This is a genomic window from Spirosoma panaciterrae DSM 21099, from assembly GCF_000374025.1.
In the GTDB taxonomy this organism is placed as follows: Bacteria; Bacteroidota; Bacteroidia; order Cytophagales; family Spirosomataceae; genus Spirosoma; species Spirosoma panaciterrae.
Window position 1 is genome coordinate 21,044 of the sequence record NZ_KB893202.1, and the last position, 26,790, is coordinate 47,833.

The window sequence follows — 26,790 nt, forward strand, 5'->3', positions numbered from 1 at the left end:
AGACAAGTTTAACCTACCCGGACGTGGCCATCCGGATTACAGGTTCTCAAAAAATAAAGTTTGTGCTTAAGAACTCCGACTTGTGTCCGCGTACAATATCGTTCAGAATGGCCTTGTTTGTTCCGGTATCTTTGGTAGCCACTGCCGACCGTATCGAAAATGACCGGAGTGCATCTTCAACAGAGAGCGTACCTTCGGCCGAATCTTTTCGTCCCGTAAAGGGGAATGTATCGGGGCCACGCTGGCATTGGGCGTTGATATTTACCCGGCTGACCAGATTCACCAGGGGATCGATCAATCGGGCAATGGCTTCGGGATCAGTCCCGAAAATACTGGCCTGCATGCCGTGATCGTCGGTGATCAGGTATTGAATAAACTCTTCTTCGTCCGTATAAGCCACTACCGGAATTACGGGTCCAAACTGTTCTTCGCGGTAGAGCCGCATGCCTTCCCGAACGGGATACACCACCGCCGGCCGGAACAACGATGCTTCCGTTTCGCCACCGCCTTCATTAACGATAGACGCTCCACCGGCCTGTGCATCGGCAATGATGTCGGCCAGATAGTGTGTCTTGTTGGGTTCAGGCAATGGGGTAATCTGGGCCCCGTCCGTCCAGGGCATACCCGGCTTCAATTTACTGACGGCGGGTCCAAATCGCTTCAGAAACTCGTCAACAACCGATGCATGCGCCCAGATAATTTTGATAGCCGTACACCGCTGCCCATTAAACGACAACGTACCCAGCAGGCACTCACTCACCGCGACATCCAGATCGGCATCGGGTAGAATAATAGCCGCATTTTTGGCATCCAGGCTCATAATAGACCGGAGACGGTTCAGTTTGGGGTGTTGACGTTGTAACTCATCCGCTACCCGACTGGAGCCAATCAGGGTCAGCACGTTTACTTTACCGGATTGCATGACGGGAGGCACCACAGTGGCTCCGCGTCCATAGAGCGAATTCACGACCCCTTTCGGAAAACTGGTACGGAAGGCTTCGAGCAGGGGATAATGCAGCAGCGAACCGTGTTTAGGTGTCTTGAACAGGATGGTGTTGCCCATCAAAATAGCCGGAATCAGGGTTGTGTAGGTCTCATTCAAAGGGTAATTGAACGGGCCCATGGCCAGCACAACCCCAAGAGGAGACCGACGAACCTGTCCGATAATACCTTCCTCAATACGAAACCGGGATGAATTACGGTCCATATTTTTGAGCGTGTCGATGGTGTCGTAAATGTACTTTACCGTTCGGTCGAACTCCTTGGTGGCATCGGCCAGGTTTTTGCCAATTTCCCACATAATCAGGTTCACAACCAGTTTTCGTTGCTGCAGCATTTTACCCACAAACGTTTCCATGCAGGCAATCCGGTCGGCTACACCCATTTGTGGCCATTCGCCCCGGCCATTATCATAGGCAGCTACCGCAGCATCCAACGCTTCGAGGGCTTCTTTTTCGCCCGTTACCGGAAAACTGCCGACCAGTTTTCGCTGTAGAGTTCCATCGGCTGCGGGTAGGCAAATGGGTGAATATACGTCCGATACAGCACCATCCCATTGCCGCATGTCGCCATTGAGCAGGTATTCGCGCTGATGGATGGGTTCAATGAGATACTCGGCTGGAATTTGATCTTCGGTCGGAAATAATCTGGCCAATTGAGAATCGTTCATGAGCAGAATCAACTTGAAAAGTAACGGCGGTAAACGTCGGTATTTAGCAGGCAAATTCCAACCCGTCAAAAAACAAAATGGCGCCACAAAGCCCCAAAACTGGAAATCCTGATCGGGGAGGTCGCGAATTAAAACGTTAATCTTTATCGGGATTGCCCTTTTCAGGCACGCAACGGCCTATTTTCCCCTATTCTTTTCGCACAACTCATCCATAACGTTCCTGGTACAAGTCAGGCTGAGTAATGGAAATCAATCACGACTTACTCCTATCACTGGGCTTCGTAAAACTGCCTAATCGAAAATCAGGATACATCTATAAGGGTGTAGCCGGTCGGCTCCTGGCAGACGATAACACGTTCTTCTTCTATGATTTTGCCCCGGCGATTCGCACAAAATCAGAACTGCTGTTTATGATGATGGCCATCGATTATCGACAGCGGCTGGAAGATGAGGCATTTGATCAATCGACCCTCTAAGCCGAAAGCAGGAACAGGTCATCGACCAGGGTCAACCCTCATCGGAGCGGGCTAGGCCGCCCACACCTAGAGTGCCTGGACACTCTTCAGATTGAGTTTGTTGTCGAACACGAACACTTTTTCATTGATGCTCAGGCTACCCAGCGTATTTTTGGCCCGGTACTTTACCCGGACGATGATGTAGGCTCTTCGGGGATCGACACGGCCGAAATCGGCTTCTTCCCGGATAATTTCCAGGCTCGACGGATCTCGTATGGTCGTTTTGAGGTATTCTTCTGCCGTCATTTTTGCATCCAGCAACTCTTCGTGCCGAATCTGACCATCAACTACCGATAAAGGTCCATACCCATCCATTTCGTGCTCGCCCGGCGCCACCGAAACCACCAGGTTTGTCGGCCCGGCCATGCCCTTGCTCAAAGCAACCGAAACGAGCACATGTGCAGCAATAGCGAGCGGTAAATAGTTCTTAAGCATAGCTGACTCCGATTAGATCCTTACAGCCAATCATCTGGACAAGATGTTTTCTGGCTTAGTCAAATATACATAGTGCGGGTTTATTTACATTCACAGAGGTCGCCCAAGTTAGGCAAAGGTCTAAAGCGTTCTATCAGACAAAGTCCGTCCGGCCTTTTACCACCTACCCTTCCAAAATGGAAAAGCACCCTTTCAAAATGAAAGGGTTTTCACTTGCTGGTTTTTCCAGATCGGCCCACACCCAAAAGCCAACCTATTAATTAACAGATACTTATCAAAAGAGATAAGCTAACTCTGTTGCATTGGCACAGGTTTGGACTTTTTGAGGTCGAAACCAAACAGGTCTTTTATGGGAACTCTCCTGCTGCTGATTGTTACGGCCATCCTTTGCTTCATCATTTTCTACAAAGCCATCGACTGGTTCGAACACATTTAAACTAAACACCGGCTCACCGGACTATCATGATTACGCTCGTCTTTATTGTTGCGCTTCTGGTTTTCGCTTACATGCTCTACGTCCTGATTAAACCAGAAAAATTCTAACTCAAACTACACAATGACTACCGAATGGATGGGGGTTATTGTCACCTATGGCATTACCGTGCTGCTGGCAATACCTCTGGGCAAGTTTCTTGCCAAGGTTTTTAAAGATGAACCCAATGCGTTCGACTTCATGAAGCCCCTGGAAAGGCTCATTTATCGCCTGGGCGGTATTGATCCCGGTCGGGAGATGAACTGGAAAGAAAACCTGGTTGCGCTACTGACGATCAATGCGCTATGGCTGGTCTACGCTTTTGTTCTATTACTTACACAGGGGAGTTTACCCCTCAATCCGGATGGCAATCCCTCTCAAACGCCCGATCTGGCGTTCAACACCGCCATCAGTTTTCTCATCAACTGTAACCTTCAGCACTATTCGGGCGAATCGGGGGTAACATATCTTACCCAGCTTGGCGTACTGATGTTTCTCCAGTTTGTTTCGGCAGCTACCGGCATAGCCGCTGCGGTCCTATTGTTCCGTTCGTTTATGCCCAAACCCGTCGAGACCGTAGGAAACTTCTATGTACTCTTTGTCAAATCAATCACTCGTGTACTCCTGCCGTTCAGTTTGGTTGTAGCAACTATTCTGGCTTTCAATGGAACACCCGCCAGTTTCGACGGCAAAGACACGCTTGTAACCATGCAGGACGATACGGTTGGGGTTTCGCGTGGTCCAGCCGCCGGGTTCATTGCCATCAAGCACCTGGGAACCAACGGCGGGGGTTGGTTTGGTACCAACTCGGCCCATCCGCTTGAAAATCCGAATTACCTGACCAATATGGTCGAGATGATTGCCCAGGTGGTGATTCCGATTGCCATGATTTTTGCGCTGGGCTTTTTCATCAACCGGAAACGATTTGCCTGGATCATATATGGCGTGATGACGGTGGGGCTGTTGATGCTGCTGGTTCCAACGCTGGTTACTGAGCTAGGTGGAAATCCGGCGATTGCCCAGATGGGAATCGGTCAACCTACCGGCGCTATGGAAGGGAAAGAGGTCCGATTCGGTCCATTGGCCTCGGCGTACTGGAGCATCGTTACTACGGTTATTTCGACGGGCTCTGTCAACTCCATGCACGATAGCTCCATGGCGATGTCGGGTACGATGGAACTCCTGGGTATGATGGTCAACGCCTTTTACGGGGGTGTAGGGGCCGGACTGCTCAATTTCTACTACTTCCTGATTATCGCGGTCTTTATATCCGGGCTCATGGTTGGCCGAACCCCCGAACTATTCGGCCGAAAAGTTGAAGCCCGAGAGATCAAGATTGCCTCGATCGTTGCCTTGTTGAGTGCTTTTCTGGTGAAAGGCGGTACGGCCCTGGCGGCCTGGTTTTTTATCCACTATGGCGATGCTTCCTGGGCCGTAAAACCATCCGCCTGGCTCAATAATCCCGGTTTTCATGGCTTTACCGAGATGCTGTACGAAATAACCTCGTCCAATGCCAACAATGGGTCGGGTTTTGAAGGCTTGGGCGACAACAATTTTTTCTGGAACTACGCTACCGGCATCGTTCTGATTATGGGACGCTATATCCCGATCATCGGTCCCGTTGCCATTGCCGGACTGCTGGCTCGTAAGAAATACGTTCCTGAATCGGCCGGCACCTTACCTGTCGACACCCCCACCTTTGGACTGATGATTTTTGCGGTCATCTTTATCATTACGGCACTTTCATTCTTCCCTGCACTGGCTCTGGGGCCTCTCGCTGAATATTTCTCTCTCAAATAATACGTCTGTCGTCAACCCTTCGGCAATGGGTTCTCATCGCCGAAGGGTGCCCAACTCACCGCGAAAGCGGCTCATTACCACTATGGCAAAGCAACTTTCATCCCCGAACCGCACACGGCCTGGCCTGTTCCAGAAAGAACTGATCGGGACCGCCATCCGGGAATCGTTTATAAAGCTGAATCCCACTGTTTTAATCAAAAACCCAGTCATGTTTACCGTTGAGGTTGGCACCCTCATCATGGTGCTGGTAACGGCCTACATCGCCTTCACGGGCGATACCACCCAGGGTTCATTGGCCTACAATCTGAGCATTACGTTCATCCTGTTCGTAACGGTTCTCTTCGCCAATTTTGCCGAAGCCATTGCCGAAGCACGGGGCAAAGCCCAGGCCGAATCGCTTCGAAAAACCCGGCAGGAAACACCCGCTAAAGTGATCCGATCGGCTGGTGAATACAAACTCGACGAACGGTCCGACAATTTGGTGCAGACGATCTCTTCGGCACAACTCAAAAAAGGGGATGTATTTCTTTGCGAAGCCGGTGATATTATTCCGTCGGATGGTGAAATCATCGAAGGTCTGGCCACCATTGATGAGTCGGCTATTACGGGCGAATCGGCCCCGGTAATTCGGGAAGCTGGTGGGGATAAATCATCGGTTACGGGCGGAACGAAAGTGCTCTCCGACCGCATCAAAGTGATGGTGACGACCCAACCCGGCGAATCGTTTCTGGATAAGATGATTGCGCTGGTTGAAGGCGCTACCCGGCAGAAAACCCCGAACGAAATTGCGCTGACGATCCTGCTGGCCGGTTTTACCCTGATCTTTATCATCGTCTGCGTGGCCTTGAAGCCCTTTGCCGACTATGCCAACACACCCATCACGATTGCCGCACTGATTTCGCTGTTCGTCTGTCTGATTCCCACCACCATCGGCGGGTTACTATCCGCCATCGGCATTGCCGGTATGGACCGGGCGCTTCAGGCCAATGTAATTGCCAAATCGGGTCGGGCGGTAGAAACAGCGGGGGATGTCGATACTTTATTGCTCGACAAAACAGGAACGATCACGATTGGCAACCGGAAAGCAACGAATTTTTACCCGGCGCCGGGTGTCAGTCAGGCCGATATGGTACGGGCATCGGCCTTAAGTTCACTGGCCGATGAAACCCCGGAAGGAAAATCAATCGTAGAACTAGCCCGTAGTGGCGACTGGGGAGCCGATGTAACCCGCAACCTGAGTACCACTGGGGCAACGTTGATCAAGTTTACAGCCGAAACCCGTTCGTCGGGGATCGATCTGCCCCTGACCGGACAGGCCACCGGCCAGTTGCTTCGGATTCGAAAAGGTGCCGTAGATTCGATCCGGGCCATTGTACAGCGAGCCGGGAACCCATTTCCAACGGAAATTGAAACCAAAGCCAATGAGATTGCCGCCAATGGAGGTACACCGCTGGTTGTGACGGAGAATGAGGTCGTAAAAGGCGTTGTCGAACTACAGGACATCATAAAACCGGGCATATCCGAGCGATTTGACCGGCTTCGGAAAATGGGCGTAAAAACGGTGATGGTGACTGGCGACAACCCGCTGACAGCCAAGTTCATTGCGGGCAAAGCAGGGGTCGACGACTTCATTGCTGAAGCCAAACCAGAAGACAAGATGAATTACATCCGACGCGAACAGACCGGGGGTAAACTCGTCGCCATGATGGGCGACGGTACCAACGATGCGCCTGCACTTGCCCAGGCCGACGTAGGTGTAGCGATGAACTCGGGAACACAGGCCGCCAAAGAGGCTGGTAACATGGTCGATCTGGACAACGACCCCACCAAACTCATCGAGGTGGTGGAAATCGGAAAACAGTTGCTCATTACACGCGGTACACTGACCACCTTCAGCATTGCCAACGACGTGGCTAAATATTTTGCTATCGTACCCGCTCTGTTTACGCTGTCCATCCCAGCGTTACAGGCACTGAACATTATGGGTTTGCATTCTCCCGAATCGGCCATCTTATCGGCGGTCATTTTCAATGCGATCATCATACCCTTACTCATTCCACTAGCCCTGCGAGGGGTTGAATACAAGCCGATTGGAGCTTCCGCTCTGTTGCGCCGAAACCTGTTCATTTACGGACTAGGTGGTATAGCAGCGCCCTTTGTCGGTATCAAGCTGATTGATCTGGCAGTAGGTCTTTTTATCTAATCATCATACATACCGGAGTCCGAAGGGTCGTACTCCGCCAACACTAACTTAATACACGTCATGAAATCTCATATTGGTCCAGCCATCCGACTAACCGTGGTCATGCTGGTCATCATCGCGGTCATCTATCCCCTGGTAGTTGCAGGCATTGCTACATTAACCCCGGGCGGTGGGAAAGGCGAAACCGTTACGGTAAATGGTAAAGTAGTGGGATACAAACTAGTGGGCCAAAAATTCACCGAAGACCGTTATTTCAACAGTCGTCCGTCGGCGGTAGACTACAATGCTGCCGGTTCTGCCGGTTCGAACAAAGGCCCGTCGAATCCTGATTATCTGAAAGCGGTACAGGCTCGTATCGATACGTTTCTGGTCCATAATCCGGGAGTACGCAAAGACGATATTCCGGCCGAACTGGTAACGGCTTCTGGCTCTGGCCTTGATCCGGATTTATCCCCGGCTGGCGCTAAAATTCAGATAGCCCGCATTGCAAAGGTTCGCGGTATTTCGGCCGACCGACTGAATCAATTAGTGGATGACCACACCGAAGGCCCGCTACTGGGTTTATTTGGTCCAGCCACCGTAAATGTACTGGCCCTGAATGTGGCTCTCGACCAGATAAACTAATCCAGACCGGCTCGTCCGGGAAGACCCGGCTTCCTGAGTTTCCAGGGCGAGCCAAACAGGCATCAAGCTCATTGAGTACAACAACCCCGGATCGATTCAATCGGTCAATCACAACCATGAACGTAGTTTTCAGTACAATTTTCGCTTTATCCGTAGGAGGTAGTTCTTCATTCGCTCAGGCTACCGATACTCCTCAACGTTTGAACCAAACGGGTTTTTCATTAACCGACTCCACCAAAAATCCACTGGCCTCTAACCTGTCTGCCCATTCTGCCGACTCAGGCTTGACCCTGTCAGGTTATGTAGAAGCGTATTATACACACGACTTTACCGCTCCGAAAACAACACAGGAACGACCAGGTTTTTTATACAATCACAAACGAAACCGGGAGATCAACATCAATCTGGCCTATTTGAAAGCCGCTTATTCAACCGATCGGCTCCGGGCCAACCTGGCCCTTCAGGTTGGTACGTATGCCCAGTATAACTATGCTGCGGAACAGGATTTACTGAAAAACGTCTTGGAAGCCAACGTAGGAGTCAGGCTTAGCCAATCTCGCGAACTGTGGCTGGATGCGGGCATTTTCACCTCTCACATTGGTTTTGAAAGTGCCATTTCGAAAGACTGCTGGACGCTGACCCGTAGCCTGCTGGCCGAAAATTCGCCTTACTATCTGTCGGGAGCCAAACTCACCTATGCCACACCAAACGGCAAATGGACCCTCCTTGGCTCAGTGCTGAATGGCTGGCAGCGTATAGCCAAACTACCCGGTTATAGCGGCCCATCGCTCAGTACTCAGATTCAGTTCAAACCATCGGATAAAGTAACCCTGAACTGGAGTACATTTATCGGTTCCGATCGGCCCGACTCGCTGAAGCAGGGACGATTCTTCAATAACTTTTACGCCATCATCAACCCAGCCAAAAAAGTTGGCCTAATTCTGGGCTTCGACATTGGTGCCGACCGCAAACCCATCGGTCCCGGCGGCAGTCGGGTTGGCACGGGCAGCTATATCTGGTATTCGCCCGTCGTTATTGCCCGTGTAGCAACCAGTTCTAAAAGTTATCTGGCGGGTCGTATGGAGTACTATTCCGATAAAAACGGCGTCATAATCAGCACCGGAACCCCAAACGGCTTCCAAACGATGGGGTATTCGCTGAATTACGATTATGCCATTCTGCCCAACGCACTGGTTCGTATTGAAGGAAAAGTATACGACAGTAAGGATGCTCTTTTCGAGACCCATACCGGAACAGGCAACACCAATACCTCGCTAACGACCAGCCTGGCCATCAGTTTTTAATCCTGCCTAAAGTCGGGTAGGCGAAGTTCCCCTACCCGACTTTACCAGCCTGTAAACCTATGCAACCCAACGAACGCGATCAATCTGCTGAACAGTTTCTTCGACTTATCCAGGCATCTCGACGAGGTAAGTTTAAGATTTACATTGGTATGAGTGCCGGAGTGGGCAAAACCTACCGCATGCTTCAGGAAGCCCACACGTTGCTGCGTAGTGGAATTGATGTAAAAATTGGGTTTATCGAAACGCATAACCGGGCCGAAACCCATGCGCTGATTGAAGGATTGCCCGTTATTCCACGCCGAAAGTTGTTTTATAAAGGGCGTGAGCTGGAAGAAATGGATGTTCAGACTATTATCAATTACCATCCCGAACTGGCCATTGTCGATGAGCTGGCCCATACCAATATTCCGGGCTCCAAGAATGAAAAACGCTGGCAGGACGTGCTTGAGATTCTGGACGCAGGCATTAACGTGATCAGTGCGGTGAATATACAGCACATTGAGAGCCTGTACGACGAAGTGCATGAGATTACCCGTATTGATGTCACCGAGCGCGTTCCCGATCGGGTGTTGCACCTGGCCGATGAGGTCGTCAATATCGACCTGACTGCCGATGAGTTGATTACCCGGCTAAAGGAAGGGAAAATCTATGATCAGGCGAAGGTCCAGACGGCGCTGAGTAATTTTTTTCAGCCAGAGAAAATTTTGCAGCTTCGCGAACTTGCTCTTCGGGAAGTAGCTACCGCCGTCGAACGTAAAATCGAAACCTCCCTTCCGGCCAATACCCAGGCCAAACCCGAGCGTTTTTTAGCCAGCATCAGCTCCAATGCCGAAGTAGCCCGCAAGGTGATCCGAAAAACGGCCCGGCTGGCCGCCTATTACAACTCGCGCTGGTATGTGCTCTACGTGCAGACCCCTGCCGAGTCGCCCGATCGGATCCGGCTGGACAGGCAGCGACACCTCATCAATAACTTCAAATTAGCCACCGAACTGGGGGCTGAAGTCATCCAGGCTAAGGGCAACAATATCGTCAGCTGCATTATTGAGGAAGTTCAGAAACGTAACGTAACCACGGTATGCATTGGTAAGCCCCATTTTAATCTAGTTCAGATTATTCTACGCACATTTGCTTTCAATCAGCTTTTAAACCGGCTTTCCGAATCAGATACGGACCTGGTTATTCTTTCGTAACTATGACACTCAGGGCCAAAATAGCATTATCTCTGATTTTCCTGGTTAGCATCATTCTGCTACTGGGCGGATTAGGCGCCTTTTATCTGAATCGACTATCGGAAGATTCACAGGCGATTTTAAAAGACAATTACATTTCGCTGGAGTTTGTCGGCAATATGCAAAAAGCCCTCACGGACCTCACCGACCCCGATGCCCTGACCGACTTTGAAACCAACCTGAAAAAGCAGGAACGAAACGTAACAGAACCCGGAGAGCAACAGCCGACGTCGGCTGTACGGCGCGAATTTATCCGGTTAAAATCGGGCGCAACAGACGAGGCCACGCTGAATCGGATTCGTCAACACCTGCTGGCCATCGATGATGTCAATCGGCAGGCCATCGTACGCAAAAGTAAGACAGCCGATCAAACCGCCAACGATGCGCTGGTGCTGCTGGGCTCGGTAGGCACCCTGTGCTTTCTGGTCATTTTTTCCTTTGTCATTAATATTCCGGGGTACATTGCCAATCCGATACGGGAATTAACACGAGGGATTAAACAGATTGCCAGCCGAAATTTTGAAGAACGCTTACATTTTAAATCAAGCGATGAATTTGGCGAACTGGCGCGCTCGTTCAATTCCATGGCGCAGAAACTCGACGAGTATGAGCATTCCAATCTGGCGAAGGTCTTATTCGAAAAAAAACGCATCGATACGCTGGTAGAATTAATGCCCGATGGCATTATTGGACTGGATCAGAAACGACGTATCCTGTTCGTCAATCCTGTTGCCGAACGATTGCTGGGCGTAGAGCGGTATCATCTGATCGGTCAGTATGCCCCAGATGTAGCCACTACCAATGACTTGTTGCGAACCCTCATTCAAGATGTCATGACGGATCAATCCGCAACCGATGATCCAGCTCCCATACCGATTCAACTTCCCGACACCGCCAATACCATCTTAAAAATTTATGATACCGGATCGACCGGGAAAGGCAAGGAAAGTTATTTTAGTAAACAGATCCACAAGGTGGTCGTGACACCTACCGGCGAATCGCAACCGATCCAGGCCGGATACGTCATTGTCCTTCAGAACATTACCTCGTATAAAGAACTGGATCTGGCTAAAACCAATTTTATTGCCACCATTTCGCACGAATTGAAAACGCCGATTTCAGCGATCAAAATGAGCCTGAAACTCCTGCGCGACAAACGCCTTGGCGATCTGAATACAGAACAGCAGGAGATGGTGGCCCACGTTGAAGAAAATACGGATCGTCTGCTCCGGCTGACTGGCGAGATCCTGAACATGGCCCAGGTTGAGTCGGGGCAAATCGAACTTCATATTCAGCCGGTTAAGCCACTGGACATGGTCCATATAGCCTTGGCGGCTCTGCGTACTCAGGCAGATCAGAAACAAATCCAGTTGAAGCTATCAGCGTCCGATCATTTACCCCTCGTCAAGGCCGATCTGGACAAAGCCTCATGGGTACTGATTAATTTCCTATCCAATGCCGTTCGCTATAGCCCCGAACAATCACCGATCGACATTACGGTTCATCAGTTGGACAAAGAGGTGGAATTTAGGGTTCGGGATTATGGTCCAGGGTTACGGCCCGAACACCGCGACCGGGTGTTTGATCGCTATTTCAAAGCGCCTGGCCTCAATGGCCAGGTCAGCGGCACAGGCTTAGGTCTGGCTATTTCCAGAGAGTTTATTCAAAGTATGGGTGGTCAGATTGGTATTCATGCCGATGTTGAACCAGGAGCCGCTTTTTACTTCAGGCTAAACGTTTCCTGATTCCTGTAGACTAGCTCTGGTCTTATCCCACCCCTACTCTACCCTCCTGGGTTAGCCAGTCATGTACTTTATACGCTGTTTTATACCAACCAAGGGCTATTCAATGGTTTTATCGGCTTTTCCTGTTGATTTTCGATGATATGCCGTAGTTTTACTACAACATATTTAAATTAATTCAACGAATGCCTTCTACCCGTTCGACAACCTCCTCAAAGTCGACCACTCAACAGGCTAAACTATTATTTATTGAAGATAATGATGACCACTGGCTGGTCATGCACCAAGTCCTGACCCGGTTGCTTCCCCAGGCTACTTTGCAACGCGTAAGTACTGCCCAGCAGGGCCTGGATTTGCTTCAGGAATGGGCCCATCAGGAATGGGAACTCCCTAAATTGATCCTGCTGGATTTGTACCTGCCAACCGCTCAGGAGGGATGGCAGTTTCTCCAGCATATCAAAGCCCTGGACCCTCCCTACAGCCATATACCAGTTATCCTGCTCAGCATTTCGGTGAGTCAGCAGGATATAGAAAATGCGTATCAACTGGGGGTAGCCTCTTATTTGGCGAAGCCCACCACGCCATCCGATTGGGAGCAGCTCTTTCGTAGCCTTCATGCTTACTGGTGGGAAACAGCCATTCTCCCGCCTACCCATATTTCATTTTAAATTCACACGATCTAAAATGACATTTCTAGTCAATCTGTATACGCAGGACCAGCAGGAACGGACGTTTTCATTCAGTGGCGTGTCGCTGGATTCAGGTCTTGACATCATTAATGCACTGGCTAAGAAGGGCGATACCCTACAAAGAGTACGCTATCTGGATGAAGATGGTATCAGCGAGCTGCCTGTTTACCTTTTCGACGGGGCACCCTTTGCCCAATCACTGGCCAACCTTGAGCAGGATTGGCGACAATTGCTAACTCAACCCAACGGTTTTTGCTACGACTCCGACTGGATGAATTTGTTTCAGCGAGCCCGGCATATCCGGCAAAGCCGAATCGCTCACTTACAGGCGTGCCACGATCAGATGCAGCAACTGATCTGGAAAACCCAGCATCAAATGAAACGGGGAGCCCCTAAAACCCGTTTGTTACGTCACTACCAACAAGCCCTGAATCATTTCAGGACATCCCTTGCCCGAACCAACGATTACCCCTCAGTAAACATTCGCGTCTGATTGTTCCAGGAGAACTCAACTCGTACACGCAACGAAATCTACGATAAAAAAGCAGTGTAGTCACAGGACAACCTATTCATCTTCTGGTCATTATCATCTGTTCACCTGACTATCATCATATACGATTGTCTTCCAATACCCCTTCTTTACAGCCGACATCCCAGACCGGCTGCCGCTAATGTATGTGCGGGAATCAGCCGTCAAGGGTAAACGGCCACTTTTTGATTCAATTACCATTGTGAAGACGTATCCAATCCATTTCATCCTGAGCAGTTTAGTGCTCATGTTTCTGCTTTCTGCCTGTGATGACCACCGCTTTCCAGGCCTGGCCCCCAGCCAACTCCGATTAAAAACAGTAACCGAAGTCATTGGCAGCAACCAGCTAACCAGCGAGTTTAGTTATGATCAACAAGGAAAATTAAGCGGCATTAAAACATACCGAAAAGACACGGCCCGCCTTGAGTTCACCTCGTACATCTACGACAACCAAAGTAAACTCGTACAAATCCAGCGAACCATTCAGACTCATCTAACGCCCGATCCACCCAGAACTAAAACCGACAGGTATAGTTTCGGCTATGCCGGAGATGACCAGATTGCCGAAATCCGTTATACCAATAATGCAGTCGACAGCCTTAATTTTATCTGCAAGCCGACCTATAATTCCGCCAATCAAATCATCGGTAATTATGTAGAGAGCTTTAATGGCTATCAATACAACCAGTTTACTACCCAATTTACCTATACCAATAAAAATCTGACATCGGCTCGGATCACCTTTCTGCCGACGGGTCAGGTAAGCGAATTCGATTTCCTCTACGATACGAAGGTCAATCCTTTCTATGGGATCATCATGCCCATTGCAACGCTCAATCTCGACCCTGTAACCATTTCTCCGATATCGGTTTTCGTTTATCCAGCCAAAAATGACGGTATTGCCAATTTGATGTCATTGAGCCAGAACAACCCCACTTCCGATGGGTATTATGATTTTGTGTACACGTATAATAACCTGGGCTTACCTACCAGCCGAACCGCTTTCCGCGCTGGATTCCCAGACCGAATTGTGATGGGAACCTTATATTTTGAGTACGAATCTTATTAAGAAATCCGGTCTCCGATTAATTAGTATCGTCTATCGGGTGCTCGCTGACTACCTACTCAGTAGATAGATTTCGCCGACAGACGCTTAATCAATACAGCTGTACTACAAGAAAAAAAGCAGGCTTTAATACGTAGCCTGCTTTTTATTAAATATCGTATGTCTATATCTACCTGACTCAAGAGAGCAAATACCGTGACACAATTGCCCGACAGCCCTTCTTATATCAGTTATACGCCATTTGATGATCGCAATTAGCCATTAGATTATACATAACTGCAAGATTCTCACTAATCAGACAAACGCCATGTATGGGGTTGATGGATACGATCATTAACCGTCCGATTACTTCACACCCACTTAGGCAAGCTACATCCAGCCCGTTAAGGAATCGATCAGACGTCTTTCTCAAACTGAAAAATCTGATCCATGCGTACCCATTTTTCGCCTTCTTTGGCCCAGGGCAATGGCTGCTGAAACCGCCACATCAGCCGCTCCCACTCCTGCACGTGCGGATTTTCGGCGTCAAGTTCTCTCTTCTTTTCGAAGCTAAAGGCATCATCGGTTTCCAGGATCATAAACATCCGGTTGCCGGTTCGGTAAATCTGAAGATCCTGAATCCCCGCTTTCAGGTCGTTGGCCCGCACTTCTGGCCAGCCGCTTCCCTGAGCGTGCCATCGTTCATATTCGCTAATCAGTTCAGGGTCGTCTTTTAAGTCGAGCGCCAGACAGAATCGTTGCATATAGCTTAAAGGTAAATTTGCTAGAGAGTGGGCAAAATGAAAGATTAACCAAAATAGGTCCTGAATGACTGAATGGTTTGCTGAGCTGCCCGATCGGGGTCGGGATACGGAAACGCTTCGGCCGAAATATAACCACTATACCCAATCGCTTTGAGGGCGGTAGCTATCTCATCCATAGATGTATGCCCCATACCAATAGGCCGTCGGTTGCTATCGGCAAAGTGCACATGACCGATGGAAGCCCCTGCGGCACGAATGCTCTCCGGGAGAGAACGCTCTTCAATGTTCATGTGAAACAGGTCGGCCAGCAGCATCACCTGGTTGGTAGTCAGGGTTCGGATAAACGCAACCCCCGTAGTAATGTCATTGATCAGGTTGGTTTCGTACCGATTCAGCGGTTCATAAATCAGTGTTACCCCGTGCTCTTCAGCGTGCCTGCCCAACTCATTCAACCCATCGGCCAGCCATTGAAGCGCCTGTTCTTTGTCAATACCTGGCGCAACATTCCCCTGCATGGAGCCTATAATGGCCGGAGCACCGACGGTGGACCCGAACGAAATCATAGCGGCAATAAAGGCTACCGCATCGGCTCGAATCTGCGGGTCAGGGTCGGTCAGGGTCAAGCCGTGTAGCACTTTGCCTGCTCCCGTGCCCACAGCCGCTACCTGCAGGCTATATCGACGGGTTAAAGCCGTTAGCTGTTCGGGGCTTACGGTATCGGCAGCCGGTGTGAATAACTCAACGGCATCAAAACCTAAAGCGGCCGCTTTGGCCATACTCGTTTCCAGATCATGCCAATAAATCCAGGGGCCGGTTTTGATACTGGGAACCAGCGCAATTGTCACACAGGATTTCATTACTTGGCAGACGTATCAAAATTGACCATAATTTTTGTAATCGGTCCGGGATTGTCCGACCAGTCGGCCAGGGCTGCTCCCGCATCATCCAGCGAAACAACCCGGCTAATCACGGCATCGACCGGAAATTTACCCGCTTCCAGATATTCGATCACTTCCGGAAATTCACCCAGGCAATTGCGTGAACCCAGAATTTCGATCTCTTTCCGGACAAATGTACCCGTATTGTAATCGACTGGTTTTTTAGCATAGCCAATATAAACCACCCGTCCGGTATACGCCACCTCATCGACGGCTGCCCGGTAGGTGTTTGGGTTACCGACGGCTTCAATAATCACATCGGGACCATCGCCGTTGGTAATTTCCATCAGAGCCTCATGTAAATCGACGCGGGTCGTATTGATGGTGTGAGCCGCCCCGGCCAGGCTGGCCGTTCGCATTTTGGCGTCGTCAATGTCGATGGCAATTACCTCGGCTCCCCGATGAACAGCAGCCGCTACAGCCCCCATTCCTACGATTCCGCAACCGATCACAGCTACTTTTTCGCCCGCTACGACCCGCCCCCGACTTACGGCATGGAAGCCCACCGTAAGTGGTTCAACCAGCGCCAGCTCCCGGGCCGATAAGGTAGCCGAACTATGCAGTTTTTGCCAGGGCACACTGATCAGACGGGTCATCGCACCCGGCCGACGGACCCCCATGGTTTTGTTATCCTGACAGGCATTTGGCCGCCCTTTGCGACACGAAAGACAAACGCCACAATTCAGATAGGGATTCAACGTAACCCGCATTCCCGGCTGAAACTGACCCGGCACCTGGTTCCCGGTTTCCAGTACCGTAGCGCCTACTTCGTGGCCCAGAACGTTCGGATATTCCTGTAATTCAAATAAACCCCGAAACCCGTTGAGATCCCCCCCGCAGAACCCTACCCGGTTGACCTGTAACAATACATCCTCCGGGCCGAGGGTGGGTACATCAATCTCACGTATTTCTGTTTTTCCGGGCTCAACCAGGACCAGAGCAGGTTGCTTATTCATCTCAAGCGTTCGATTTTGGAATATTGTTTTCGGGTTTTCCTTCAAACCACATTTGATTTTTCACCGGAGCCACCAACGTCTCAATGCGCTGAAGTAACTCATCGGGAATGCTGATTTGTAACGCCCGCAGATTTTGCTCAACTTGTTTCTGTTCCGACATACCGACAATGGTGGTAGCAATCACCGGATGGCCCACGGCATACTTTAACGCTACGTCGCTCAAGGCCAAACCGTATTCGTGGCACAGCGCTATTAGTCTGGGCTGTATAGCCTTCACGGCTGGAGGGGAGCTTTGCCAGGGTGGAATCGGTGCATCCGACAAAATCCGCTGCATCAGCGGAGCAGCATTCATCAAACCAAATCCTTTCTGGATAGAAAGCGGGACAAGCTCGTCGTTGATTTCATCTTCCAGCAACGTATAATGTCCCCAGGATAACACCGTATCGACGTCTACTTGCCGGGCAATTTGGGCCAGATAGCGTACGGGCAGGCCCGAAAATCCGATATAACGCGCTTTACCCATCTCTTTGACTTTCAGGGCTGCGGGAATAGCCTCGTTCAATACCTGTTGGCGATCCCCAAACTCGATGTCATGAACCGTAAGCAGGTCTACATAATCAACCTGTAGTCGTTCCAGCGACTCGTCGATGCTGCGTAATACCCGCTCATAGGAAAAATCGAATACGCCGTTTCCGTATCGACAGCATTTTGTAGCCAGAAAAACAGAATTACGTTTATACTTCAGCGCCTTACCCAGCCGTGTTTCAGCCAGTGTGTCGCCGTAAAAGGGGGCTACGTCAAAAAAGTTGATGCCTTGATCGATAGCTACATGGACAGCCCGTAAACTCTCGTCTTCCGATACCTCATTAAACACATTCCCCAACGGAGACGCCCCAAAACTCAACTGTGATACAATCAGATCTGTGTTTCCTAGTTGACGATACTGCATTGATTCGTTTTATAAACTATACATCCTAGTAGCTGCTATTGCCCCGGCTGGTCAGAATACAACGGGGTTCCTGCCTAATCTACTCAGATAGCAAATGCACGCAGCTCCCATTTCTACTAGCGAAAAAAGTACCTCAAACCCCGATTTGCAGAAAAGTTCACCGGAATAGAACCCCTAGGCCTTGTTTCCGACGCGTTTTTACATTGATCCCGTAACTGACTCAGCAGGTAAGCGTGAAACTACATAAGCTAAATGGCTTGCAACGAGCTTTATAAAACTTCCCCCTTGCCAATAAACCTGTTTATACGCATCGATTTATCCGTATTTTTACTTACTAATTCCTTACCTTTGGGTATCTCTCTCAATTAACCACTCACCCCTTGATGACGTTATGCTACGCTCTTCCCTAACAAGACTTCGAACTGGCTTTGTGTTGGCAGCCTTACTGCTGGGTATCCGTTGCGGTCATTATGTACGCCCCAGCGTCGCTCAGGCTACCGTGGGCAGCTATAAGCTGGACCAGTACGCTACGGCTACTCTTTCCGACGACAACCCTAAAGGAACGATTCAGGTCAATGAAATTAGCCCAGACTTGATCAGTATCACTGCGACGGGCACCTCGGGTAAAACCAAATTCACCTATACCTATCCCAACGTCGATGTAGTTTTAACGGGCCAGAACGCCTTCGATCAGGAGATGTATACCCTCCTCTTTAAGGGAAAATACTTAGGTCAGGCTGGTAGCGATGGTATTAGTCGGTTTATTGAAATTTATCCTACCCCCCGAATTACGCTAAGGGCTGTTGAGTACTGAAAAGCGAAGCTGTTCAGTAAATTTTTAACGGTAGGCTTAAAATAAGCTCATCGATAATCTTCATTAAATTCCAACGAATAGGCTGCTTTTCAGGTCTTAAGTCTGTTCAAACACTCTAAAATTAAGCGCCCCTTAGTGGCTTTACTTAGACGCTTAAACAGAGTCTTAGCCCAAAACAGACCTTCACCAATGAGACAGTCCCAGTTGATTCTGTTTAGTTTGATTTGCCTACTGAGTTGTAAAAATGACTCCAAAATCGAGCCGAATGAAGTAGAAGCGATCCTAACAGGATACGTGATCGCCGATTATTGGAGCAAGGGCTGTAGTGCTGGTGGACTACAGATTAAAATAGGTAATGACTATCACACCATTAGCAATCACCTTTCGGCCGATTATGAAGAACCAAACGCATGGCCCATTCCGGTTTGGGTGCGTTACGAATCGGCCCCACCCGATAGCTGCGCCCAGGATACAAACCGAATCAATCTCCTGTCTATACGAAAGAGGCCCTAGCCGAACGATTGCAGTTTGGCAGGTAGCAGCAGTTGGATAATCCTGGATGATGAACAGGGAGCTTTCCAAACACAATTCGGTTTGTAGACTCCTGCCGAGATCAACACAACGGCCCATGTATGTTAAGAACTGACCCCGGTATTCTCTGAGATTTCAATAATAACCTAAAACCCCTTACAAATATCTGATTTACAGAAATTCGTAAGGGGTTTTTGTACCGGGAGCCGGACTAACACCTACTTAATTTTAACATCTTCACCATTTCTCAGATTGGCCAAAAATATAGCCCTATTTAATCACATAAGCTGTTTTTTATAATTACCCAAAATTAAGCAAGATTAATTTGAGTCAAAATAAATTAAGCTATTCCGTACACCATTCCGTATACCGGCTTATATTTGGTGTACGGAATTTATTTGCTCAGACTATGGCCCGTTCATCGGACTCCCCTGTTAATTATCTGCTTCGTGATCCTAAAGCCAAAAAGCCAACACCGATTAATTGTGTGGTTCGATTTTCGAACGAACGGATCAATGTTGGTACGGGCTTTAAAGTATTACCTGCTCATTGGAATACGGCCAAACAGCGTGTAAAAAACGTAGTGGATGCACTGGACAAAGATAGCATCAATAATTTTTTGGATCGTCTGGAAACCGAAATAGAAACGATTGTTTCAGAGCTTCGTGCTGACCTTCAACTCACCAAAGAAACAGTTAGAAAACGAATTGACCAGTACCTTGCTCCACCCAAAGCAGCTGCAATTGATCAGGGACCATCACAACCTGCCTTATTTACGTTTATTGAAGATTTCATACAACGCGCCCCTAAACGCATTAACCTGGATACGGGCAAGCCTGTGGAGTATCGTACCATCCAGCGGTATCAAACTGCCCTGAACGGGTTACGTGCTTTTGCCAGTACCTATAAGCGTAAGGTTGATTTTGACACAATTGACCTGGACTTCTACGAAGACTTTACGTCATGGCTCACGTTTAAGAAAGGCTTCTCGAAGAACAACGTCGGTAAATACATCCAAATGCTGAAGACCTTCCTAAATGAAGCCTCGGCTAAAGGGATAAATGTAAAGCAGGATTATCGCAGCCGATCGTTTAAGGTCGTCAACGAAGTAGCCGATGCTGTTTATTTGAGTGAAAGCGAATTGGAGCAACTACTATCCCTGGATCTGAGTCGCCAGGAACGATTGGAGCGGGTTAGAGATTTATTTCTGGTTGGATGCTACACGGGTTTACGCTTCTCCGATCTAACCAATTTACGTCCTGAGTTCATCAAGGATGGATTGATTCGTATCGAGCAGCAGAAAACGGCGGATAAAGTGGTAATACCTTGTCATGGTATTGTAACGGCTATGCTGGAAAAATACAAAGGGACGCTACCCCGTAGTATATCGAACCAGAAAATGAACGACTACCTAAAGGAGGTTTGTCAGCTAGCCGGTTTGAACGACCTGGAAAGCAAATCACAAACGAAGGCAGGAAAGCGGGTAACTATTTCAGTTGAAAAATGGCAACTTATCAGCACCCATACAGCAAGAAGGTCATTTGCTACGAATATGTACCTAGCTGGTATACCTGCTTTGACCATCATGCAAATCACTGGCCACCGTACAGAGAAAGCATTTATGCGTTACATCAAGCTAGACCGGGAACAGCATGCTAAAGTAATGGCTCTGCACTGGCAGAAGCAGCAACAGAATACCCCTTTTTTACCTACTAAATAAAAAGCCCGCTACAGTCTGGAACACTGTAACGGGCGAAAACCTAAAATAGATCGTTATGGAAACGTCTGAAGACAATGAACAGTTCAAGAGTTCGCTCGGAGATTGGCAGAATTGGCTTAAGCCCCCCTACTTATATACTGCTTTTAACAAAGCAACAGCCGAATTGTCATGGACTCAAGTATTGAGGGCTGTAAAGTGGGTTGAAGAGGGTAATGGTACTTGGGAAATGGTTTTACCTATACCCGATATAGATCCATCTGAAACTGAATACTGGGACTTAACTCTACAGGGTGAATTGCATCGTCAGGCTATTGAAAACTTCAAAGAGAATAGAAAACAAAAATGGCTAACTAACACAAAAAATTTCTTTTTGAATAGCAGACAGTTGATCAAACGTCGAAGAAAACAACTAAAACAGTTATTTGATAATGAATTAGAAGAACGAAAAGTTAGAGGTTTAAAAACGTCACTTACAGCCAAGAAAGCAGTTATAGAATGGAATGAGCAGAATAGGGACATAACCATTACAGAGCTTAAAAACCTACACATTACGACACCAATGGTAAATTCACTCCTTGATGAAATTATCAAAAACTGGGTTAAGAAGTATGGGAGAATAAGTAATAGGCAGGATGGTCTTACAGACCGTGAACGAGCTCTAATTCATTGCTATAACTTACAACCGCCAATTAAGAAAGGAGAAAAATTATATAATGACTACTGTGACTATGCTACTCCCATAAAACGACTAGCATATTCTAATGATTCAAGTAAGAAAGCTAATTCTTTAATTAAATCGATCGAAAAGATTTTACCTTATTTAAATGAAAAAGCCAAGCTACAGGCTGAAAGTGAGATAATTACAATTAGAGCAAAATTTAGTAACTAGTTGCAACTAGTTGCAACTCTTCCACTCAGTTAAACTTTGCTATCGTCAAGCAAAATAACGATAGCAATGCAAAATCCATTTGAGCCAATAAACACGCGGCTGACAAATCTTGAAGCGTTGAGTTTAGAGACCCTGCAATTATTGCGCGGTCATAAGGCAACTTCCCCCTCGACTATTGAACCAGATGAGCCTCTCACACCTGATGAGGTCGCTAAGCTATTTAAAACTTCCAAGGTTACTATTTGGAGCTGGGAAAAAAAAGGACTTCTCAAAGGATATCATCTCGGAAACAAAAAATATTATCTCCGTAGTGAGTCAATGGCAGCACTTACCAAGAAAGGAGGTGAGTTATGACCATTCATGAAATTAGCTCTCCCATTCAAGGTTCAGTGAGTAAAGTTCATCACATCCAAGATGAAACCAATTGGTTTGTTTTCCATGCTAAAATGGTTCAAAAACAATGTCGAATATTCGCCAAGATCTTGACCAATTCAAACTCTCCTGCGGCATCTTATACCTGTATTGTCATTATTAGGCAGCAATTAGAAAACTCGTTATTATCCATTGCCTCAGCCTAGCCATTGGATGCCTTGATTTTGTCTTAACCTTATTACCCACCATGATTGGCAACGGATATGAACTAACGAAAGCCTTCTATGCAGAGGTGGAGCAAAACGAATCGATGCAAATGGGTTGTAAGCCACACCATCAAAGTTTGTACACGTGGATTTGTGAGCTACGGAATCGCATGAAGCGCGAAATTCTGGATTTACCCGTACTTCACACCATGCAAATGAGTTTCATCGGTTCACAGCATACGCTAGCCAAAGCCATTGATGATTTAGCCGCTTGGGGAATTATTGAGGTGATTATGCGAACAAAGGGACACGGTACAAAGGTCAAACTCGCTATTGCATATCTGCAAAAGCACTGCAATAGCGATGCAATTGAAGAGGGTTTCGCTATTGCAGATATGCAATTCCAGTGCAATACAACTGCAATACAAGTGCAAACAACTAAAACTAATAAAAGGAATAAAACGGGTATAAAGAAAGATAAGCGTGTGCGTGATGAACCTACGGTACTAGAACCTGAAAAAGTCATGTATCGGGAAAACGTTCTGCTAAAGGTTGAAGAACGGGATACGTTAGTTGCAAAGTACGGTGACGCTTTTGTGGAACGGTGTTTCGATAAACTATCCAGCTATAAACTTTCCAGTGGCAAGCAATATAAATCCGACTACGGGGCTATCAATAGCTGGGTTATTGATGAGGTAGAGAAAACGCAACACCGAAAATCTACCCGTACCTCTTCTACAAATCCGGTTACCAATCAACCGCAGCCCGCCTATGCTAATCGCCCCTTACCATCCCGCGAACTAACATGACTCAAGCCAAGCAAATCTTTCCGCCTTTAGGGCAAAGGGCTTATCGAAGCCTTAAACCAACACCTGACTTGGCCTTTCACCCATCAATTCCGGTAAGCCAAGAGAAACAAGCCGAAGACCAACTTATTCTCGAGTATGAAGAACGCTTGCAAGCCCAAAAAAGCAAACGAGGCTACTAACTCCTTCGATGATACTGGATTGCCAGTGGATGTCAGCGCTGAACGGGCTTTAGTGGCGATGCTAATGGATTTGCCCAAGCTACTATCAGAGGCACGCGAACTGCTCGGTAGTGGGGAGATAATCACCCATGATGGCTATCGACTGTTGTGGGATACACTTTACGCGATGGAGGCAGCCAGCAAGCCCATTCGACTCGGTACGGTCTTGCAGTTTATGAACGCCAATGGAACAGCGGCTAAACTGCTGGAAATGGGTATTAGTCTGATTGATCTACCCTACGAAGCCAAAGCATTCGAATTTGCTGATACGTGTGTCTATTTACGGAATCTATGGATAAAACGATTAGCCATTGAATCGGCCGGTAAAATTCTGTCGTCGGTACGGTCGGGGGAATCAGTCAGTTCCTTAACCGACTTAATGACTCAGGCGGCTGAATCAGTTTCAGCAGGCCTATCGTTTGGTGTCGACCCAACGCTAACTGATTCGGTGAGTGAATCGCTGAAATGTATGGAATCGGCTATGACTAAGCCCGGGGCGCTTACCGGCGTTACAACGGGCTTAGGCAAGCTAAACCGGAATTTGGGCGGCTGGCAGGATTCCGATGTAATTATGATTGCTGGAAGGCCGGGCATGGGTAAAAGTGTAGCTGGGTTGTACCATACCATTTCAGCCGCACGCGAAGGCGTACCCGTTGCATTTCTATCGCTGGAAATGCCAACCAAATCCATGATTAACCGGCTCATTTCGTCCGAAACGCAAATCGAGTACGGACGAATGAAGAAAGGCAATTTAACCAAAGATGAGTTTACCCAAATTCACAAGGCGGCCGGACTGATCGAGCGTTTGCCTATTCACTTCTACGACGACTACAACCGCGATATAAACGATTTAAGCTACAAGTTACTAAACTGGAAAAAGCGCTATGGGATTGGTCTGGTCGTCATCGACTACGTTCAATTAATGACTGACCGAACTGTCAAGTCAAGTAGTGAATACGATGTATTAACCAGCGTCAGTAAAAAACTCAAGCAACTGCAACGTCGGTTAAGTTGTCCAGTAATCGAGTTAGCCCAACTTAATCGGGCGGTTGAAGGGCGAATAGGTAGTAAACGGGCGGGTATGGCTGACCTGCGCAATACGGGTCAATTCGAACAAGACGCCTCAGTTGTAATCATTTTATACAGAGATGATTATTACAAAGAGAAAGCCGCCCGGGATGCAGCAGAGGCTTCAGGGAGAGGATATGTCGAACCCATTTTTGACCATTTGATTGAATACGCGATTGTCAAGAACCGCGATGGCGAAACGGGCACGGCTGTGTTTTGGGCAGATGTAGCCACAAACCGTATTGCTGATCAAGCGCCCTCAGTTCAAGTATTAACCATATCAAATCCACCAGCCACTTCCTCCGTACAGCCAGCCTGGGAGTTAAATCAAGTTCCGCCAGGCGAGGAAGGTTTCTAATAATATTTTTTCTACAAAATGACTACTAAATATGGGACCATTTGGAATAATAAATCCTGTCGATATTGAAAATCCAACCTCAGTCAAGGCATATTTTGTAACCTTGCTTGAGCTTTATCAAAGCGGTCACGAATACCCGTGCGACCTCGACGATGTCTGGCCACTATTTTTTACCCGTAAAGACACGGCTGTGCGAGCTATATCCTTAATTTTTACGGAGGGAAAGCATTATCGAGTTTTCCACATGTCACCGGAAAAATTGAAAGGACGACCAAGGCGAACTTACTGGTTGGCGTTAGAGGCTGTTGAGTTTTTTATCGCCAGCCGCTTACCGAAAGTTTTTGAAATTTACCGGCAGGTCTTTCACAAATCTGTAGATCAGGCCCAACAGCACAGTGAACTTCTAAAGCGTATTGGGGCGCTCGAATCGCGACTGGATCAACTCCTGCAATTGCAGCAAGCAGCCCCTGCCTTACCTTCACTGACACCAACAATACCGACGATGCGCCCGGATGTTGAAGTTCGCGCCTTAGTGGATGGATATTCCCGAAGCAAGTCCATTTCTCATCAAGAAGTTTGGCGGGTACTTTATAGAGAACTCTTTTATCGATATTCTATAAATGTTGCTGGCTACAAACTAGGCCTTGCTGAATCGAAGTTGCAAGCCGTGCAAAGGCATGGCCACATCGACAAGCTACTTTCACTGGCTAAAAATCTATTAACCGTCTGACTTCACTCATGTTAGGCGATGCCCATGCTGTATATACCCTATTGAAGCCGATGAGATTAGTGTTATCATTCTTCGATTCTGACGCGCAGACTTCTCACCCGGTAAAGACAATTGTGCGGATTCTTAAAGTCTGCGCTCCGCTATCGGAAATCTGTGAAGGGCCTTATACGCTCGTTTTTCCCTGCGATGAGCATGGGAAAACATACAGTAGTAGCCTGCGCATACTCAAAGGTTTTGCCAGTCTGAACTGCGGAGTACCCCAAATTCTAGCGCTGTATACGTCTAAAATGGAGCTTGTTCGAAGCCGCCAGTAATCTTTACCTGCCTACAGGAATATGCGCGATTTAATCATTACATATTCGCAAAATAATCATTTCCTGACTTTCGGGTGCTTCAATAAATTACTGTTCTCTAAGCTATTATATCCAGTTACTCACTCATTTTTCAACGAACAACTCATGGCTATTTACGATTATTTACAACCGCTCACACAGGTAGCCGACCTACCCCAGTTTCAGAAACCGACCTGGTTTCGAAAACGCAATGGCGAGAGCACCTTCTTTGGGGATGCCATCAAAACGGCCGTTCCGGTACTAACCACGATTGCGGGCACGGCCCTAGGTGGCCCGCTGGGTTCAGCTGCTGGCCAGGCCCTGGGTCAGGGCATTGTGGCCACGATGAACCGGCGCGACGCGGCCGAAGCCCGACTGCAAGGGGCCACCGATGCCCTCAATACGATCGAAGATGACCTGGCTCCTGAAATGGCGCGAGCGGGTCTACTCAGTAACCTCTCCAGCCTGGTCAACATCATTCCGGGAAGAGAAGGGTTGTCTACCGATCGACTCAACAAGCTGCAATCGGTTAATCCGACTCCCGACAATGGAGCATTAAACACTGGTATACTCAACATGAGCAGTCTTCAGGATGGGAAAAATCAGCTTATCAATGGCCTGAGTACAGCTAGCTCCCCGACGGCCGCTAAACTTGAGCTCCTCAAGCCAACAGGCGATATGCTGCCAACGNCTATCCAGCAGGCAGTTATCGGGTTTTCCCGCCATCCCCGCTATGGAGGTTACCGGCGTAGCAGCTACCAAACCTTTGCCGATGGTGGTCTACCTCAACCGGAATCGGATTACCGTCGCTATCTGGAACCGGATAAAACGACTGAGGACTTGATCAGCTTCGACCTGCGTACCGGGCGACCTGTACACC

The 26,790-nt window shown here is 48.3% G+C and carries 26 protein-coding genes; 20 read left to right on the forward strand and 6 right to left on the reverse strand.

Annotation, left to right across the window (positions count from 1 at the left end; translation table 11 throughout):
• Positions 1-46: 46 nt before the first annotated feature.
• Entirely contained in the window at positions 47-1,669 is a 1,623-nt protein-coding gene (locus tag B153_RS0124285; RefSeq protein ID WP_026262420.1) for an NADP-dependent glyceraldehyde-3-phosphate dehydrogenase, read from the reverse strand.
• A 242-nt stretch (positions 1,670-1,911) separates the two neighbouring features.
• Between B153_RS0124285 and B153_RS0124290 the strand changes: the two genes are divergently transcribed.
• The gene (locus tag B153_RS0124290) at positions 1,912-2,145 is read left to right on the forward strand and encodes a hypothetical protein (RefSeq protein ID WP_020599351.1); all 234 of its coding nucleotides are present in this window, start codon (positions 1,912-1,914) and stop codon (positions 2,143-2,145) included.
• A 66-nt stretch (positions 2,146-2,211) separates the two neighbouring features.
• On the opposite strand, the gene B153_RS0124295 is transcribed toward B153_RS0124290, so the two are convergent.
• Positions 2,212-2,619 carry a hypothetical protein gene (locus tag B153_RS0124295; protein ID WP_020599352.1) on the reverse strand — a complete coding sequence of 136 codons (408 nt, stop codon included), beginning with the start codon at positions 2,617-2,619 and terminating at the stop codon, positions 2,212-2,214.
• 462 nt (positions 2,620-3,081) lie between these two features.
• Here B153_RS0124295 and B153_RS35785 point away from each other — a divergent pair, with 462 nt between their 5' ends.
• The 10 genes from B153_RS35785 to B153_RS0124350 all read left to right on the forward strand — a co-directional run bounded on the left by B153_RS35785 (position 3,082) and on the right by B153_RS0124350 (position 14,280).
• Positions 3,082-3,162 carry a potassium-transporting ATPase subunit F gene (locus B153_RS35785; protein ID WP_020599353.1) on the forward strand — a complete coding sequence of 27 codons (81 nt, stop codon included), beginning with the start codon at positions 3,082-3,084 and terminating at the stop codon, positions 3,160-3,162.
• Positions 3,163-3,175: 13 nt separating this feature from the next.
• Entirely contained in the window at positions 3,176-4,891 is a 1,716-nt protein-coding gene (gene kdpA, locus B153_RS0124310; protein WP_020599354.1) for a potassium-transporting ATPase subunit KdpA, read from the forward strand.
• Between the two features lie 82 nt (positions 4,892-4,973).
• Positions 4,974-7,094 carry a potassium-transporting ATPase subunit KdpB gene (gene kdpB / locus B153_RS0124315; protein WP_020599355.1) on the forward strand — a complete coding sequence of 707 codons (2,121 nt, stop codon included), beginning with the start codon at positions 4,974-4,976 and terminating at the stop codon, positions 7,092-7,094.
• A gap of 60 nt (positions 7,095-7,154) precedes the next feature.
• Complete coding sequence (locus B153_RS0124320; protein WP_020599356.1) at positions 7,155-7,718, forward strand: K(+)-transporting ATPase subunit C; 564 nt, start codon at positions 7,155-7,157, stop codon at positions 7,716-7,718.
• Between the two features lie 116 nt (positions 7,719-7,834).
• Positions 7,835-9,022 carry a porin gene (locus B153_RS0124325; protein WP_020599357.1) on the forward strand — a complete coding sequence of 396 codons (1,188 nt, stop codon included), beginning with the start codon at positions 7,835-7,837 and terminating at the stop codon, positions 9,020-9,022.
• A gap of 59 nt (positions 9,023-9,081) precedes the next feature.
• Positions 9,082-10,212: a sensor protein KdpD gene (locus B153_RS0124330; RefSeq protein ID WP_020599358.1), complete on the forward strand. Its 1,131-nt coding sequence runs from the start codon at positions 9,082-9,084 to the stop codon at positions 10,210-10,212.
• Between the two features lie 2 nt (positions 10,213-10,214).
• Positions 10,215-11,996 carry a sensor histidine kinase gene (locus tag B153_RS0124335; RefSeq protein ID WP_020599359.1) on the forward strand — a complete coding sequence of 594 codons (1,782 nt, stop codon included), beginning with the start codon at positions 10,215-10,217 and terminating at the stop codon, positions 11,994-11,996.
• Positions 11,997-12,178: 182 nt separating this feature from the next.
• Positions 12,179-12,661 carry a response regulator gene (locus B153_RS0124340; protein ID WP_020599360.1) on the forward strand — a complete coding sequence of 161 codons (483 nt, stop codon included), beginning with the start codon at positions 12,179-12,181 and terminating at the stop codon, positions 12,659-12,661.
• Positions 12,662-12,677: 16 nt separating this feature from the next.
• Positions 12,678-13,175, forward strand: coding sequence for a hypothetical protein (locus B153_RS0124345; RefSeq protein WP_020599361.1), 498 nt, complete (start codon positions 12,678-12,680; stop codon positions 13,173-13,175).
• 238 nt (positions 13,176-13,413) lie between these two features.
• On the forward strand, positions 13,414-14,280 hold the full coding sequence (locus B153_RS0124350) for a hypothetical protein (protein WP_157634816.1): 867 nt from the start codon (positions 13,414-13,416) through the stop codon (positions 14,278-14,280).
• Between the two features lie 392 nt (positions 14,281-14,672).
• Here B153_RS0124350 and B153_RS0124355 read toward each other — a convergent pair whose 3' ends face one another.
• From B153_RS0124355 to B153_RS0124370, 4 genes are read right to left on the reverse strand one after another with little or no spacing between them, the layout of a single operon-like run.
• On the reverse strand, positions 14,673-15,020 hold the full coding sequence (locus B153_RS0124355) for an L-rhamnose mutarotase (RefSeq protein ID WP_020599363.1): 348 nt from the start codon (positions 15,018-15,020) through the stop codon (positions 14,673-14,675).
• Between the two features lie 44 nt (positions 15,021-15,064).
• Positions 15,065-15,877, reverse strand: coding sequence for a sugar phosphate isomerase/epimerase family protein (locus B153_RS0124360; protein WP_020599364.1), 813 nt, complete (start codon positions 15,875-15,877; stop codon positions 15,065-15,067).
• A complete protein-coding gene (locus B153_RS0124365; RefSeq protein WP_020599365.1) occupies positions 15,877-16,914 on the reverse strand; it encodes a zinc-binding alcohol dehydrogenase family protein in 1,038 nt (345 codons plus the stop codon). Before B153_RS0124365 ends, B153_RS0124360 begins: the two co-directional genes overlap by 1 nt.
• A 1-nt stretch (position 16,915) precedes the next feature.
• Positions 16,916-17,863: an aldo/keto reductase gene (locus B153_RS0124370; RefSeq protein WP_020599366.1), complete on the reverse strand. Its 948-nt coding sequence runs from the start codon at positions 17,861-17,863 to the stop codon at positions 16,916-16,918.
• Between the two features lie 391 nt (positions 17,864-18,254).
• Between B153_RS0124370 and B153_RS0124375 the strand changes: the two genes are divergently transcribed.
• The 9 genes from B153_RS0124375 to B153_RS37845 all read left to right on the forward strand — a co-directional run bounded on the left by B153_RS0124375 (position 18,255) and on the right by B153_RS37845 (position 25,892).
• On the forward strand, positions 18,255-18,677 hold the full coding sequence (locus B153_RS0124375) for a hypothetical protein (RefSeq protein ID WP_157634817.1): 423 nt from the start codon (positions 18,255-18,257) through the stop codon (positions 18,675-18,677).
• Positions 18,678-18,866: 189 nt separating this feature from the next.
• Positions 18,867-19,190, forward strand: coding sequence for a hypothetical protein (locus B153_RS0124380; protein ID WP_020599368.1), 324 nt, complete (start codon positions 18,867-18,869; stop codon positions 19,188-19,190).
• 427 nt (positions 19,191-19,617) lie between these two features.
• Positions 19,618-20,928, forward strand: coding sequence for a tyrosine-type recombinase/integrase (locus B153_RS0124385; RefSeq protein WP_040761982.1), 1,311 nt, complete (start codon positions 19,618-19,620; stop codon positions 20,926-20,928).
• A 55-nt stretch (positions 20,929-20,983) separates the two neighbouring features.
• Positions 20,984-21,817, forward strand: coding sequence for a hypothetical protein (locus B153_RS0124390; protein WP_020599370.1), 834 nt, complete (start codon positions 20,984-20,986; stop codon positions 21,815-21,817).
• A 66-nt stretch (positions 21,818-21,883) separates the two neighbouring features.
• Entirely contained in the window at positions 21,884-22,171 is a 288-nt protein-coding gene (locus B153_RS0124395) for a helix-turn-helix domain-containing protein (RefSeq protein WP_020599371.1), read from the forward strand.
• A 265-nt stretch (positions 22,172-22,436) separates the two neighbouring features.
• Positions 22,437-23,204, forward strand: a complete 768-nt coding sequence (locus B153_RS0124400) for a hypothetical protein (protein ID WP_020599372.1) — start codon at positions 22,437-22,439, stop codon at positions 23,202-23,204.
• A 135-nt stretch (positions 23,205-23,339) separates the two neighbouring features.
• Complete coding sequence (locus B153_RS36890; protein ID WP_020599373.1) at positions 23,340-24,848, forward strand: replicative DNA helicase; 1,509 nt, start codon at positions 23,340-23,342, stop codon at positions 24,846-24,848.
• A gap of 31 nt (positions 24,849-24,879) precedes the next feature.
• Positions 24,880-25,578: a hypothetical protein gene (locus B153_RS0124410; protein ID WP_020599374.1), complete on the forward strand. Its 699-nt coding sequence runs from the start codon at positions 24,880-24,882 to the stop codon at positions 25,576-25,578.
• Between the two features lie 50 nt (positions 25,579-25,628).
• A complete protein-coding gene (locus B153_RS37845) occupies positions 25,629-25,892 on the forward strand; it encodes a hypothetical protein (protein ID WP_157634819.1) in 264 nt (87 codons plus the stop codon).
• Positions 25,893-26,790: the final 898 nt, after the last annotated feature.

Bases quoted from the DNA above. Each gene is read 5' to 3' on its own strand.
- B153_RS0124340 (WP_020599360.1), top strand. From the start codon at position 12,179: ATGCCTTCTACCCGTTCGACAACCTCCTCAAAGTCGACCACTCAACAG.
- B153_RS0124345 (WP_020599361.1), top strand. From the start codon at position 12,678: ATGACATTTCTAGTCAATCTGTATACGCAGGACCAGCAGGAACGGACG.
- B153_RS0124400 (WP_020599372.1), top strand. From the start codon at position 22,437: ATGATTGGCAACGGATATGAACTAACGAAAGCCTTCTATGCAGAGGTG.
- kdpA (WP_020599354.1), top strand. From the start codon at position 3,176: ATGACTACCGAATGGATGGGGGTTATTGTCACCTATGGCATTACCGTG.
- B153_RS0124285 (WP_026262420.1), bottom strand. From the start codon at position 1,669: ATGAACGATTCTCAATTGGCCAGATTATTTCCGACCGAAGATCAAATT.
- B153_RS0124365 (WP_020599365.1), bottom strand. From the start codon at position 16,914: ATGAATAAGCAACCTGCTCTGGTCCTGGTTGAGCCCGGAAAAACAGAA.
- B153_RS0124380 (WP_020599368.1), top strand. From the start codon at position 18,867: ATGAGACAGTCCCAGTTGATTCTGTTTAGTTTGATTTGCCTACTGAGT.
- B153_RS0124335 (WP_020599359.1), top strand. From the start codon at position 10,215: ATGACACTCAGGGCCAAAATAGCATTATCTCTGATTTTCCTGGTTAGC.
- B153_RS0124385 (WP_040761982.1), top strand. From the start codon at position 19,618: ATGGCCCGTTCATCGGACTCCCCTGTTAATTATCTGCTTCGTGATCCT.
- B153_RS37845 (WP_157634819.1), top strand. From the start codon at position 25,629: ATGAGATTAGTGTTATCATTCTTCGATTCTGACGCGCAGACTTCTCAC.
- B153_RS0124360 (WP_020599364.1), bottom strand. From the start codon at position 15,877: ATGAAATCCTGTGTGACAATTGCGCTGGTTCCCAGTATCAAAACCGGC.
- B153_RS0124375 (WP_157634817.1), top strand. From the start codon at position 18,255: ATGCTACGCTCTTCCCTAACAAGACTTCGAACTGGCTTTGTGTTGGCA.
- B153_RS0124395 (WP_020599371.1), top strand. From the start codon at position 21,884: ATGCAAAATCCATTTGAGCCAATAAACACGCGGCTGACAAATCTTGAA.
- B153_RS35785 (WP_020599353.1), top strand. From the start codon at position 3,082: ATGATTACGCTCGTCTTTATTGTTGCGCTTCTGGTTTTCGCTTACATG.
- B153_RS0124330 (WP_020599358.1), top strand. From the start codon at position 9,082: ATGCAACCCAACGAACGCGATCAATCTGCTGAACAGTTTCTTCGACTT.
- B153_RS36890 (WP_020599373.1), top strand. From the start codon at position 23,340: ATGAAGAACGCTTGCAAGCCCAAAAAAGCAAACGAGGCTACTAACTCC.
- B153_RS0124290 (WP_020599351.1), top strand. From the start codon at position 1,912: ATGGAAATCAATCACGACTTACTCCTATCACTGGGCTTCGTAAAACTG.
- B153_RS0124295 (WP_020599352.1), bottom strand. From the start codon at position 2,619: ATGCTTAAGAACTATTTACCGCTCGCTATTGCTGCACATGTGCTCGTT.
- B153_RS0124410 (WP_020599374.1), top strand. From the start codon at position 24,880: ATGGGACCATTTGGAATAATAAATCCTGTCGATATTGAAAATCCAACC.
- B153_RS0124370 (WP_020599366.1), bottom strand. From the start codon at position 17,863: ATGCAGTATCGTCAACTAGGAAACACAGATCTGATTGTATCACAGTTG.
- B153_RS0124390 (WP_020599370.1), top strand. From the start codon at position 20,984: ATGGAAACGTCTGAAGACAATGAACAGTTCAAGAGTTCGCTCGGAGAT.
- B153_RS0124320 (WP_020599356.1), top strand. From the start codon at position 7,155: ATGAAATCTCATATTGGTCCAGCCATCCGACTAACCGTGGTCATGCTG.
- B153_RS0124355 (WP_020599363.1), bottom strand. From the start codon at position 15,020: ATGCAACGATTCTGTCTGGCGCTCGACTTAAAAGACGACCCTGAACTG.
- B153_RS0124325 (WP_020599357.1), top strand. From the start codon at position 7,835: ATGAACGTAGTTTTCAGTACAATTTTCGCTTTATCCGTAGGAGGTAGT.
- kdpB (WP_020599355.1), top strand. From the start codon at position 4,974: ATGGCAAAGCAACTTTCATCCCCGAACCGCACACGGCCTGGCCTGTTC.